The 13,560-nt window shown below is 57.9% G+C and carries 9 protein-coding genes and 1 pseudogene; 6 read left to right on the forward strand and 4 right to left on the reverse strand.

Annotation, left to right across the window (positions count from 1 at the left end; translation table 11 throughout):
* Positions 1 to 21: 21 nt before the first annotated feature.
* The 3 genes from JAB6_RS06310 to JAB6_RS06320 all read left to right on the forward strand — a co-directional run bounded on the left by JAB6_RS06310 (position 22) and on the right by JAB6_RS06320 (position 1,637).
* Positions 22 to 414, forward strand: a complete 393-nt coding sequence (locus JAB6_RS06310; protein ID WP_070301832.1) for a hypothetical protein — start codon at positions 22 to 24, stop codon at positions 412 to 414.
* Positions 415 to 573: 159 nt separating this feature from the next.
* Complete coding sequence (locus tag JAB6_RS06315; RefSeq protein ID WP_070301834.1) at positions 574 to 1,017, forward strand: hypothetical protein; 444 nt, start codon at positions 574 to 576, stop codon at positions 1,015 to 1,017.
* Positions 1,018 to 1,112: 95 nt separating this feature from the next.
* Positions 1,113 to 1,637, forward strand: a complete 525-nt coding sequence (locus JAB6_RS06320) for a hypothetical protein (RefSeq protein ID WP_070301836.1) — start codon at positions 1,113 to 1,115, stop codon at positions 1,635 to 1,637.
* Positions 1,638 to 1,670: 33 nt separating this feature from the next.
* Here JAB6_RS06320 and JAB6_RS06325 read toward each other — a convergent pair whose 3' ends face one another.
* Positions 1,671 to 2,126, reverse strand: coding sequence for a tellurite resistance TerB family protein (locus tag JAB6_RS06325; protein WP_035818589.1), 456 nt, complete (start codon positions 2,124 to 2,126; stop codon positions 1,671 to 1,673).
* Positions 2,127 to 2,464: 338 nt separating this feature from the next.
* Here JAB6_RS06325 and JAB6_RS06330 point away from each other — a divergent pair.
* Both JAB6_RS06330 and JAB6_RS28345 read left to right on the forward strand, forming a co-directional pair.
* Positions 2,465 to 3,051: pseudogene (locus tag JAB6_RS06330) on the forward strand (DUF2837 family protein).
* A 94-nt stretch (positions 3,052 to 3,145) separates the two neighbouring features.
* Complete coding sequence (locus JAB6_RS28345) at positions 3,146 to 4,888, forward strand: TIGR04141 family sporadically distributed protein (RefSeq protein ID WP_083292571.1); 1,743 nt, start codon at positions 3,146 to 3,148, stop codon at positions 4,886 to 4,888.
* Positions 4,889 to 4,994: 106 nt separating this feature from the next.
* Here JAB6_RS28345 and purL read toward each other — a convergent pair whose 3' ends face one another.
* Positions 4,995 to 9,032: a phosphoribosylformylglycinamidine synthase gene (gene purL, locus JAB6_RS06335; protein ID WP_070301838.1), complete on the reverse strand. Its 4,038-nt coding sequence runs from the start codon at positions 9,030 to 9,032 to the stop codon at positions 4,995 to 4,997.
* Between the two features lie 193 nt (positions 9,033 to 9,225).
* Entirely contained in the window at positions 9,226 to 10,290 is a 1,065-nt protein-coding gene (locus JAB6_RS06340; protein ID WP_175444506.1) for a diguanylate cyclase, read from the reverse strand.
* Positions 10,291 to 10,638: 348 nt separating this feature from the next.
* Here JAB6_RS06340 and JAB6_RS06345 point away from each other — a divergent pair, with 348 nt between their 5' ends.
* Entirely contained in the window at positions 10,639 to 12,264 is a 1,626-nt protein-coding gene (locus JAB6_RS06345; RefSeq protein WP_034748563.1) for a tetratricopeptide repeat-containing response regulator, read from the forward strand.
* A gap of 185 nt (positions 12,265 to 12,449) precedes the next feature.
* Here JAB6_RS06345 and JAB6_RS06350 read toward each other — a convergent pair whose 3' ends face one another.
* Positions 12,450 to 13,544, reverse strand: coding sequence for a S41 family peptidase (locus tag JAB6_RS06350; protein WP_175444507.1), 1,095 nt, complete (start codon positions 13,542 to 13,544; stop codon positions 12,450 to 12,452).
* Positions 13,545 to 13,560: the final 16 nt, after the last annotated feature.

Consider the following 13,560-nt stretch of genomic DNA (forward strand, 5'->3'; position numbering starts at 1 on the left):
CCTTCAGCATGGGTGGCAGCCATGAGCAGACAATATTCTGTCCAACAGCAGAACGCGCAGACCCTGACCGCCATCAAACAGACGGCGGCCTGGTGGCGCGCCCGCCCCCTGCCCGACGCCCTGTGCCAGTACGCGGCCAGCCATGGCGTGGCGCTGAGCGCGGCCCTCATGCTCGACCTGCGGCTGGCCTACCCCGGCATGCCCGCCGTGTACGGCAAGCTGCTGAGTGCCGACGGCCACTTCATCCACTTCGAAATGGATCTCGACGATGCCTTGTGCCCGCTGCCCGGCAGCGTGGCCTGGGACGACATCAGCGCCAGATATGACTTGGCCGCACACAAACGCGGCACTGGCGTGGGATACGGCGAGCTATGCAAGAAGGTGCTGCAAGAAATGAATTACGCTGCGCGCTAGTGCATAAACCACCGCCATGCGATGGCCTACCACGCAAAATATCAAGGCCGTCTCCACCGAATGAACGATGCGCAGCGCCAAACCTGTGCCTAGACTGGTTCCTGCCCCATGCCCGCCCGCATCACGCGCCAGAGGCCATCAACCAACGAGGACAACACCATGAAAACCATCATCCTGGGCACACTGCTGTGCCTCGCTACCGCCAGCACGGCAGCCACCGCGCAAACCCTGCCTCCCGAACACACCGTCACCGTGCCGGGCAACACGCTGCGCATCGATGTGCCCGAACATCCGCGCTACATGATGCGCCGGGATTTCAAGAAATTCGTCGGCGTCTATGATCTGTCGAATGGCGACACCCTGGAACTGCGCCTCGCCGGCGCTGAAAAGTATGCGCGTATCGGCAAACAGGAAGAGCACCGCATCGTCGCCACCGACCGCAACGCCTTCGTCGCGCTGGACCGCCAGATGAAGGTGCGCATCAACCACAACGATGACGGCAGCGTCGATGGCGAACTGGTGATGGTGGTGCCATCGCAGAAGGTATCGAGCGGCGGCATCGTGCCTTCCCACGTGCAAAACATCGGCCTGGCGTCGCGTTGAGGCGGCGTACAGGCGCGGCAGGCACAGGCGCTGCCATCGCGTGCTATCATCGCCGCCAAATTCCTTAAACGAATGGCAACGGCCCATGGAGCGCAATGCAGACACCTCGCAGTAATCCGATATTCACCGTGCTGCGCGGCGGCCTGCGCCTGCTGGCCTGGCCCTTGCTGGCCCTGGTCAGCGCCGCGTGCACCAGCACCACGCGCCATCCTGCCAGCGAGCCCACGCAAGTCGTCCTGCGCTTTACCTATGACGACGGCAAGCCGATGCGGCATGACGATTACCTGGCCAATGCGCGCCAGCAAACGTATATCAAGCACTGCAGCAAGATAGGCAGCACCACCGTCTGCGACGTCGGCTCGGATCCACTCTTCATGGGTGGGGATGCCCCGCTGGACGCCAACGGCGAAGTGCGCGTCACCCTGCACTCGACCGGCCCCATCGGCAACAATCCGAACCACCACTGCATCAAGGGCAAAAGCTACGTCTTTGATTCCGGCGACTGGAGACGCGGTCCGTTTCACCATGGGCAAGTGATCGAGATCCGCTACAGGATCAGCGAAGTGCAAACGGCGTGCCCCTGGTCGTCGGGCACGCCGCCGTGGTGGGACAAGAGTTAAGTCTAAGCCGTGGCCGGCTGGCTGGCTTACAATTTACTGCAGCTCGAACTCGCCTGGATTCAAGCCCAGTTCGCGCGCGATCTTGCTGGCCACGCGCTGTTCATTGGCGTCGAAATTACCATCCGACGAAGCGACAGCGATAATCATGCGCACCAGCAGGCGCGACGCCTCCACATTCGACTTCATCTTGCCCAGCGCCTGGTAGGCCTTGGCTTCGCCGATATCCTTGTCGAACTCCAGCTGGCCGACATAGTCCTGGAAAGCCTTGATCACGTCCGTGGTGGTAAACACCGATAGCGCGTCATTGCTTTCAATAAACTTCACCATTTTCTGCTTCTCTTCCGCACTGACACTGCCGTCGGCCATGGCGATCAGGGCCGAGCCCGCCATCGCGGCGTTCAGGAAATCCTTGTTCTTGTACTTCAGCGCTTCGGTTTTCAGTTCGCTGGCTTTGGTCTTCAGTTTGGACAGAAAGGAATCGAAACTCATGGCGGTTCTCCTGGTTGGTTCGGATGAGGCAGCGCTACAGGCTACCACTCCCACCTAGCTGAGGGCGCGGGGCTGGAATGCAAGCAAGGAACTACGATATTGGCAAGGCCATTGTGGCTATCGCGCCAGTGGCGGCATGGTTCACCCCACAGGCAAAGAGCCGGGGTCAGACCCTTAGGGTCTGACCCCAGTTTCTGCCTTGGGGCCAAAACAGCCGACTGCACACACGCACAAAACACCACGAAACCCAATTAACGAGAAAATTAACTTATTTGCAGTTGAAAAATAAATAATTCCATGGCAGGATGGAATTACATTTTCCATACTGCAAGGTTGTGATGGACAAGCAATTGCTGTTGATTTGCGCGCAGACGTTCATCATCCACATCATCGGCACCCTCGCCTCCCGAGCGCATCGCCGGCATCCGCACGCGACGCATCACCGTCTCGCTGGCACTGTTCAGAATCCTGATGCTGCTGTCGCGCACCTCGAACTCTTTCCTGGGACCCTTCCTTGCCAAGCGCGTCGAGACAGGCATAGACCAGCACGTTGCCGCCAGCGCCCTGCTGCTCGACTTCCGCTGGCTGCTGTTCTCCGCCAACCTGGCAACCATCCTCGGCGCCATACTCATCCCCACCTTCCAGCGCGTCTTCTGCCGCGCCGTCGACCACCTCCAGGAACACAGGTCCGTGCCCAAACTGCTGCTGCACGCCGTTTTCAAGATCGCGATGGCCATCTTCATCGACCCGCACATGTCGGGCATGACGGATGACGGATGACGTCATCAAAGGAAAGATCGAAGAATCGCAGTTCCGACGCGCGGTAGTGTGGCTGGTGGGGAGCAGATTGGCGGGGACGGTCATTGCGCAGTTTTTGCTGGTGCCGTCGGCGGTGGTGATTGTGGCGGTGGCGAAAGGATTGTGATTTCCCACATCGAGAAATTATTTAAAGGCAACACAATGAAATTTATCATATAAAACCACTAAAATAAACTGCAATTACAATAGCGAGATAAATCATGAAAATAGATAATCTAGTTGATGCAATACCTATAGAAGACTATAAAAACAAAGAAGAAGGACTTGAAAATAAAAAAAAGCCTTTTACTATACACTTAAGTGCCTTCTACACATCAAAAAAGATTGCCAACTTATCAGGACTATTAAGCGTAGACATTAAAGATGTTGAAATCCTAGAAATCGATAAAACTTTTGGTCTTGAGGGAATTATTTATATCAAGAAAAAACCCACAGATGAAACAAGACCGATATGGGCGAATTATCTTGATAAAATACATGGGAAAAAAGTTCCCGGACTGGAAACACTTTCATCATCAGCTGTTTTACTGCTACGACTGGAAGATGGAATTATTGCCTTTTCGTTCGGATATGGCAGATATTTATTAAATGACGATGATTTATCTAGTGATTTTGGAATTAAAGCTGCGTTAAACACGTTAAATCACGACACATTACGCTCAGTTGATCTATTATCTCTTGATGTCGCGCCAATTCAAAAAAGAAGTCAGGCAACAAAAAGTTCAAACATAAATGATTTTGGCGTAGACGTTAGTAGAGATGTATTGAAGGCAGTAACAGGTGATGCAATAAAAGGAATACCATGGCATGGAATATCAGGCAGTGGCGGGCACTATAGTTTCTCGGTCACAATTTCCAATTACTCAGAATTATTTGATATTGCCAAAGAAGTGGCAAGAAAGTCATTGCAACCTGATTACAAGGAAAGTTTTGCTTGGGTTGATAATATACAAAGAATTAAAAATGGTGCAGAAATTGAAAAGCTAAATATTGCCCTACTGGAAAAACTTAAGTCAAGGGATACCGAAAAAACAAAACTCACCTTGCCAAGCATCATTGACTGGGGTGATATATTTGGTTTTTCTTATACAAATTCAAAAAAAGAATACAAGTCCAGCCCTGACATATCTGACTATTACTTAACCAATCCACCCGATGAAATATCAATCGGAAAATTAAAATCACATAGACTTTTTTGCCACCAAAATAAAGAGGTCGAAGCAACATCCTTCTCCATATACGACTGTATATACTTTGAATATTCAGACGGCGAAAAATTACACATACTATTTGACAAAGAGTGGTTTACCATAGATCAAGATTACATTAAGAGAGTAAACGGTGAGCTAAATCTTATACCAATATCAGAAATTGCATTCCCAAAAGTAAAGATGATTCCGAAGGAAAAAAATGAAAAAATCAGAAAAAGCTCCAAAGACGCCATCCCAAAGAAAGAAAGCAACAATATTTACGAGTCTGAAGGTGACTATAATATAAGAGTTGCTGCCTTATTAGAGTGTGATCTGCTAGATAAGAAATTAGTTAAATCCGATTCAAGCGCATCACCAATCGAGGTTTGCGATTTATTGATGGGAAATAAATTCATTCATGTAAAACATAAGAAAGGCAATTCCAGTGGATTGAGTCATTTATTTGCACAAGGAAGAGTTGCAGCAGAACTATTAATATCAGATCAGCAATTTAGAAAAAACGCCAGAGCTAAGTTAGAATACAAATCCAAAAAACTTATTCCAGAAATAAAATTTATGGCAAAAGACTATGAAGTGGTTTTTTTAGTGCTAGGAGCAAAGTCTGCCTCAGTTAGAGAGGACCTGCCTTTTTTCAGTAAAATAAACTTGGTTGGCGCCTATCGGAGCTTATCGCAACGACAATATTCAGTATCTATCGCTGGCACGGATATAGAGGAAGTCGCAATACTGTAATTATTTTACTCTACAAGAAAAAAGCCGCTATCTCCCGACAGCGGCTTTTCATTCCTACCCCAGCAGCAGCGCCCTGGACCAAGACGCCGCGCTGAAAGCGAACTAATTACCCCACAAACTTCCGCGCATTCCTGAACATGCGCATCCATGGCGAATCCTCGCCCCATGCTTCAGGGTGGTAGGACTGCTGCACAGAACGGAACACGCGCTCCGCATGCGGCATCAGCACGGTGAAGCGGCCGTCTGGCGTGGTCACGGAGGTGATGCCTTCCGGCGAGCCGTTCGGGTTGTACGGGTAGGCTTCCGTGGCGGCGCCCTTGTTGTCGACGAAGCGCATGGCTTTGGTGACCTGGGTGATGTCGCCCGTTTGCGAGAAGTCGGCGTAGCCTTCGCCGTGGGCGATGGCGATGCCGGCTTGGGTGCCGGCCATGCCGTTGAAGAAGATGGATGGAGAATCCATCACTTCGACCATGGCAAAGCGGCCTTCGAATTTCTCCGACTTGTTGCGCGTGAATTTCGGCCAGGCGTGGGCGCCGGGGATGATGGATTTCAAATTACTCATCATCTGGCAGCCGTTGCAGATACCCAGGCCAAAACTGTCCGTGCGGTTGAAGAAGCGCGCGAACTGTTCCGCCAGGCTGGCGTTGAACAAAATTGTTTTCGCCCAGCCTTCGCCCGCGCCCAGCACGTCGCCGTACGAGAAGCCGCCCACGGCGATGACGCCCTGGAAGTCGTCCAGTTTCACGCGGCCCGCAATCAGGTCGCTCATGTGCACGTCGACAGCGGTAAAACCTGCCTGGTGCATCACATACGCCGTCTCGATATGCGAGTTGACGCCCTGCTCGCGCAGGATGGCGACACGCGGACGCACGCCGGTGGCGATGAATGGCGCGGCGATGTTTTCGTTCTGGTCGAAGGTGACGATAGGCGACATGCCCGGGTCCTGCACGTCCAGCAGGCGGTCGTATTCAGCGTCCGCGCAGGCCGGATTGTCGCGCAGGCGGGCGATGCGCCAGCTCGTTTCGCTCCACAGGCGGTGCAGTTCGGCGCGCGGCTGGGTGTAAATCAGCTTGGCGTCGCGCGTGAACTCGATCACGTCGCGGTCGTTCAATTTACCGATGATATGGCTGCAGGCGCCCAGGTTGAAGGTGCGCAGCACGTCCATGACGAGCGATTTTTCTTCCGCGCGCACCTGGATCACGGCGCCCAGCTCTTCGCTGAACAAGGCGCGCAGGGTCAGTTCGTTGCGGCGTTCCGCTACCTGGCCGGCCCAGTTCTTGGCGTCGCCCCAGTCGCTCGAATGCTCGCCTTCCATGGTCAGCATGTCCAGGTTGACGGACATGCCCGTGTGGCCGGCAAAGGCCATTTCCGTCAGGGTCGCGTACAGGCCGCCGTCCGAACGGTCATGGTAGGCCAGCAGCTTGTCGTCGCTGTTTAATTTCTGGATGGCGGCGAAGAAGCCTTTCAGGTCTTCTGCGCTGTCGACGTCCGGCGTGGCATTACCCAGCTGGCCCATGACTTGCGCCAAGGCGGATGCACCGAGGCGGTTCTTGCCGCGACCCAGGTCGATCAGGATCAGGGACGTGTCGCCCTTGTCCGTTTTCAGCTGCGGCGTGAGCGACTTGCGCACGTCCGTCACTGGCGCGAACGAGGAGACGATCAGCGACACCGGCGACGTGACGGATTTCGCCGCGCCCGTGCTTTCGTCTTTCCACGTCGTGCGCATCGACAGCGAATCCTTGCCGACGGGGATGCTGATGCCCAGCGCCGGGCACAGTTCCATGCCCACGGCTTTGACCGTGTCGTACAGGGCTGCGTCCTGGCCTGGCTGGCCGCAGGCGGCCATCCAGTTGGCGGACAATTTGATGTCGCTGATGTCGCTGATTGCTGCGGCGGCGATGTTGGTGACGGCTTCGCCCACGGCCATGCGGCCGGAAGCTGCGGCGTCGATGACGGCCAGCGGCGTGCGTTCGCCCATGGCCATCGCTTCGCCCAGATAACCTTCAAAGCTCATGGCGGTGACGGCGCAATCGGCCACCGGCACTTGCCATGGCCCCACCATCTGGTCGCGCACGGTCATGCCGCCCACGCTGCGGTCGCCGATGGTGATCAGGAAGGATTTGTCGGCCACGGTCGGCAGCAGCAGCACTTTTTGCGCCACGTCCTTCAAGTCCATGCCCGTCAGGTCGATGGCCGGGAAATCGTTGGCCACGTGGACCACGTCGCGCTGCATCTTCGGCGGCTTGCCCAGCAAGACGTCCATCGGCATGTCGACCGGCTCGTTCCCCAGTTCCGTGTCGATCAGTTTCAGTTGACGCTCTTCGGTGGCCACGCCCACGGCGGCGAACAAACAGCGTTCGCGTTCGCACATGGCTTTAAATAATGGCAGGCTTTCCGGCGCGATGGCGAGAACGTAGCGTTCCTGCGACTCATTGCTCCAGATTTCCTTCGGCGCCATGCCCGATTCTTCCAGCGGCACCTTGCGCAGGTCGAAAATCGCGCCGCGCTTGGCGTCGTTGGTGATTTCCGGGAACGCGTTCGACAAGCCGCCCGCCCCCACGTCGTGGATCGAGATGATCGGATTATCGGCGCCCATTTGCCAGCAGGCGTTGATGACTTCCTGGGCACGGCGTTCCATTTCAGGGTTGCCGCGCTGGACGGAGTCGAAGTCCAGGTCGGCCGTGTTGCTGCCGGTGGTCATCGACGAGGCGGCGCTGCCACCCATGCCGATGCGCATGCCCGGGCCACCCAGCTGCACCAGCAGGCTGCCGACGGGGATGTCGTTCTTGTGCGTGTGCTGTGCCGAGATATTGCCGATGCCGCCAGCGATCATGATCGGCTTGTGGTAGCCGAACACGGCGTCTTTATCTGTACCGACGTTCTGTTCATACGTGCGGAAGTAGCCGCCCAATACGGGACGGCCGAATTCGTTCGAGAACGCGGCGCCGCCCAGCGGGCCTTCGATCATGATTTGCAGCGGCGACGCGATGCGCTCCGGTTTGCCGTATTGGTCCGCATCTGTGCGGCCAGCCAGCGGCGCCGTCACGGAAGCTGCCGTTTCCCAGCTGCGCACGGCATCCGGCAGGGACAGGTTCGACACGGTGAAGCCGGTCAGGCCAGCTTTTGGCTTGGCGCCGCGCCCCGTCGCGCCTTCGTCGCGGATCTCGCCGCCCGCGCCCGTGGAGGCGCCAGGGAATGGAGAGATTGCCGTCGGATGGTTATGCGTTTCCACCTTCATCAGGGTGTGCGTCAGTTCCGTCGACGCCGCGTATTCGTGCTTGTCACCGCGCGGGTAGAAGCGCGATACGGTCGCACCTTCCATGATCGAGGAATTGTCGCTGTAGGCGACGACGGTGCCCTTCGGCTGCAGTTCGTGCGTGTTCTTGATCATGCCGAACAGCGACTTCGGCTGCGCCACGCCGTCGATGGTCCAGTCGGCGTTGAATATCTTGTGGCGGCAATGCTCGCTGTTCGCCTGCGCGAACATCATCAGCTCCACGTCCGTCGGGTTGCGGCCGGCCTTGGTGAAGGCCGCGTCCAGGTAGTCGATTTCGTCTTCCGACATCGCCAGGCCCAGTTCCGTGTTCGCCGTTTCCAGGGCGGCCTTGCCCTGCCCCAGCAAATCGATCGATTCGAGCGGGCGCGCTTCCAGGGTGCGGAACAGGTCCTTGGCGTCGTCGGCGCTGCGCAGCACGGATTCCGTCATGCGGTCGTGCAGCAGGTCGGCAACGGCTTGTACCTGCTCGTCCGTCAATTTGCCGGCGCCGATGGCGCTGCCCAGGATGCCCGATTTCAGGTTGATGCGGAAAGCGATGCCGCGTTCGACGCGCTTGATGTGCGCCATGCCGCAGTTGTGCGCGATGTCGGTGGCTTTCGAGGCCCACGGCGAGATCGTGCCGAAACGGGGGATGACAAAGAATTCTTCGGCAGCGCCTTCCGTATTGTCAGCCTGGGCCGGCTCGCCATACGTCAGCAAGGCGCCAAGGCGCGTGCTGTCGTCGTTGGTGAGAGGCGCGCTGGCATCGATGAAATGGACATAGCGTGCTTGTACGGCAACAATCGCAGGCGAGACGGCTTGCAGTTGGCTTAACAGACGGTGGCTACGGAAAACGGACAGGGCATTGGAACCCGGCAGTATCAACATGATTGGAAGGTGGTTGATGCAGCGTGGCTGCGGGTTAAAGGTAGGTATGACAATATCTTTCGTACGGCAAATTTCCTTTGCGCGCATTATACCCGTTTTACCCCTGCCTTATGACCGGAACTTGGCCCTTTGCCACCGTTTTGCCCCGCACAGCGGCAGTTTTTGACATGGCAACAACACCCTCAGCCTGTCATCAGGCGATCACATAGCGGTTCTTGCCTTGCCGCTTGGCCAGGTACAGGGCCTCGTCGGCCAGCCGGTAGCTGTGGCCCAGGTCCTTGCTCCGGTCCAGCTCGGCCACGCCCACGCTGATCGACACGAACTGGGCTGCCAGGAAAGCGTGGCTGACAGCCTCGACCAAGGCGCCTGCAAAGGCGCGCGCGTCGTCCCGGTCGCCCGCGTAGACGATGCCGAATTCCTCGCCGCCCAGGCGCCCGCACAGATGGCCCTGCGCCTTGTCCGCGATGACGGCGGCCGTGCGCACGAGCACCGCGTCGCCCGCATCGTGGCCCTGCTGGTCGTTGATGATCTTGAAATTGTCGATGTCGATCATCAGGAAATGCAGCATGCCGCCATGGCTTGCGCCATGCATCTGCTGGGCGCGCTGCGTGAACATGCGGCGGTTGTTCAAACCCGTCAGGCTGTCCTGGAAGGCCAGCCGCGTCAACTCCACCTTGGAGTGATAGTTACGCAAGCGCAATAAACTGAAGCTGACATTCAGTGCCAGCCCGAACAGCACGCTGACGGCGATCATCAAGGGCGCCCAGGACTGGTCGGGCAAGCCCGCATTGACGGGATACAGGCCGTGGCCCACATTCCACCACACGCCGGCCACGACGGCCAGGTAGCTGAGGCCGCCATTGAAAATGGAGGCGATGGCCAGGGTCATGAAGACGCCCACCGGCAAGACCCAGAAGCTGGCGTGCTGGACGGCGTCGGCCATGGTGCGCAAGCCAAAAGTCAGGGCCAGCACGGCGCAGGCACCGGTAATCGTCAGCACGGGCAAGGTGGTGCAGCGGTAGCGCACGACCAGGCTGATCAGCATGCCCAGCAGCGCCAGCACGGCATGCGTGAGGTTCGGATGGTAGGTAGGCGGCATCAGCAGCCACGTCAAGCTGAAGGCGATGATGCCCAGCACTTGCGTGACCATGCCGACCCGGTGCAATTCCGCAAAATAGGTATGCTGCTGTTCGCTGTTGCCGCCAAATGCAAGGGGAACGGCAACGCGGCGCAGGGAAGAAAGATCAGGAACACGCATACGGGTATCGACACCAGAAAGAAGAAAAGCGCCCGGTACAGCCTTGCGCATGCCTGGCCGCAAGATTGTGCGGCATCCAACATTAGTTGTAATTAGGATACTATCATGCTAGTCAACTATGTGCTGGAATTTGCGGCGCCGGCACTGGCGCGCAGCACAACGGCGCCATGAAATACAACGCTGCGCGCCACCGGATGCGCCTTGCACCCTGCCCTACGCCCGATTGCACGCATTTTGCTGGCAGTGCCGGGCAGCTTTGCAGTATGCTGATAAAAAACAATACTGCCAGGCCGAGACATATAAGAAGAGTTCCCGCAAATGACCGAACAGATGAACGAGAGCTGAACAATGCCAGAAACTAGCGACTTATCTGTCCTGATCGTCGACCCGAACCCCAGCATGCGGGGCAATCTGCACAATATGCTGAATCAGGCTGCCATCACCAAGGTGGAATATGCCGTCAATGCCGGCACGGCCATCCGCTTGCTGACGAAGAAACCGTTCGACATCATCCTGTGCGAATACGATCTTGGCAGCGGCACGGACGGCCAGGATGGCCAGCAATTGCTGGAAGACTTGCGCCACCATAAGCTGATCGGCCTGTGGACGATCTTCATCATGCTGACCTCGGAAGCCATCCACAGCAAAGTGATCAGCGCGGCCGAACTGACTCCGTCCGACTACATATTGAAACCGTTCACCGTCGACGTGCTGAGCGGACGCATCGCGCGCGCCATCGAGCGGCGCGCCATTTTCCTGCCGACCTATCAGCTGATCGACAAGGGCGACTTGCGCGAAGCCGTGAAAAGCTGCCGCGCGGCCGAACTGCAGCACCCGCGCCTGGCGGCCGATTTCGCCCGCCTGCGCGCCGAGCTGCACATCGCCCTGGACGAGTGGAAGGAAGCGGAACAGCTGTACGCCGACATGCTGGCCACGCGCCCCATGGCCTGGGCCCACCTGGGATTGGCGCGCACCCTGTTCGAACAGCAGCGCCATGAGGAAGCGCAGGACGCGCTGCTGGAACTGGTGGAGGTCTACCCCCGCTTCATGGCCGCCTACGACCTGCTGGCGCAAAACCATGAAGCCATGGGCCAGCAGCTGCAGGCGAAGAAAATCCTCGAAGACGCGGTGGCCATCTCGCCGCACATGGTACGCCGCTTGCGCCACCTGGGCGGCATCGCCTTTGACACGGGCGACATCGGCGCGGCCGAACGGGCCTACAAGCAGGTGGTGACGAAAGCCAAATACTCGGAATTCCGCGATCCCGAAGATCATGTGAATCTGGTCAAAACGCTGGTCAAGAAAGGCGATGCACCACAAGCGAGCGGCGTGCTGCGCGACATGGAGCGCTCCTTGCGCGGCGGCGCCAACGTGGAAGCGTGCCGCGCCATCTCGGCCGCCATGCTGCATGAATTGTCGGGCAACGACATCGCCGCCGCCACCGAACTGCAACTGGCCGCCGCCGCGCTGGATACGGCGCGCGGCCTGTCGACGCAGCTGAAGGTGGGCCTCGTACAGAGCTGCCTGAAAAACAACCTGGAACAAGCGGCGTCCGACGTCATGATGAAACTCGTCAACGAAGCCGACAGCGACGTGACGATGGAAGCGGCCGTCGACGTATTTGAAAAAGCGGGCCGCCACGACCTGGCGCAAGGCATGGGCCAGCAGATCACGAACCAGGTGCAGGAACTGATGCAGGATGCGGCCAGCAAATCGGAAAGCGGAGAGCTCAAGGGAGCCGTCTTCGTGCTGCGCCAGGCCCTGCGCAAGACGCCAGGCAACCTGCCCGTGCTGTTCGCCTCCGTCGATGCCATCCTGCGCCAGCTCAACATGCTGGGCTGGGAAGCCCCGCTGGCCGAACAGGCGCAACACCAGATGCAGGTGATCCGCAAGATCGATCCCAAGCATCCGAAGCTCGAGTCGCTCAAGCAGCAGTACGAGGCGACGCAGCACAAGTATGGTATTGCTACCTGATGTGAAGGACGCACTGCAAACCTGCTGCGCAGCCCATTTCCGATGATTCACGTAGGTCGGATTAGCGTAGCGTAATCCGACACCATTGTTGGCTCAGTAGTGTCGGATTACGCGGCGTGCCGCCGCTAATCCGACCTACGCACTACGTCCCTCTTGTCGCCACAAGGTTGATCAGCCCCGCGATATCAACGCTCGCCCCTGAGCGTGTAGACCGGCTTCTCGGACTCGCCCTTCTCCGCCATCGCCAGCACGCGCTGCAGTTCCTTGCGCTCGTTGCCCTCCTTGGCCGATGACACCAGGTTGCGCAGGATGGCGACATGCGCCGTCTGCAGCGCCTGTGCCGCGGGCACGGCGATGTCCGGTTTCACGCCGACGTGCTCCCAGTTGGTTTTGGTGACGGCATTGGTCGTGCGCGCGGTCGGAATCGCGACAATGATGTCCTGCCCTACGTTGTACCAGCTCACGGGATTGGAGCCGCCGCCGGTGGTTTCTCCGACCACCGTCCCCCGTTTCTGCGCCTGGATGCCATAGGAGAAATCCTCCCCGCCGGAAAACGTGCGGGCCGAGGTCAGCACGTACACGGGCTTGTCGTAACGCTGTGCGACCGTCTTCACGGTCCAGAACTGCCGCGTCGTACCGGTCGGGCGATCGTACATGTCGATCAGGTGACGCTCGTCGCCGAACGGGAAGAAATGACTCATCAGGTAAGCCACGCTGGCCGGGCTGCCGCCGCCGTTGCGGCGCAGGTCGAGGATCAGCGCATCCGTCCCCGCCATGAGCGACATCGCCGCCGTGTACGCCGCGGCGACGAATTCCGGACCGCCGAAGCCGCGCAGCTCGATATAGCCGACGTTGCCGGGAAGGCGTTCGATCTTCTCGATGTCATAGCCGCGCCGGGTTGTCTGGTCGCGCCATTCGTCAATCTTGGCGCGGCTAGGCAGTTCATCGGCACCGCTGCGCTCACGAAGACCTTCGTAAAACGCGGCGCCGAAATGCAAGTCACCGCTCAATTCCCGCAAGTCCTTCGCCAGCGCCGCACTGAAGGCCTTCACGTTGGCGGCGGTCGCATAGCCTCCTTCGGCATTTTTCCTGGTGATCGCAATGCCGACCCGTTCGGCCACCGCTGGCTCGATGTAATTCGCGTTCATTTTCACTGCCAGTGTCTGCACGATCGCCGTGCGATCGGCCGCGTTCAAGGCGGTGTCCTCCGCCGCAAAGGCGTGCAACGACAACAATGTACCCAATACGACGCCTGCGACAAACTTCTTTCTACCTGACATACATTCCTCCAAGTTG

It is taken from the genome of Janthinobacterium sp. HH104, assembly GCF_001758715.1.
Taxonomy (GTDB): domain Bacteria; phylum Pseudomonadota; class Gammaproteobacteria; order Burkholderiales; family Burkholderiaceae_D; genus Janthinobacterium; species Janthinobacterium aestuarii.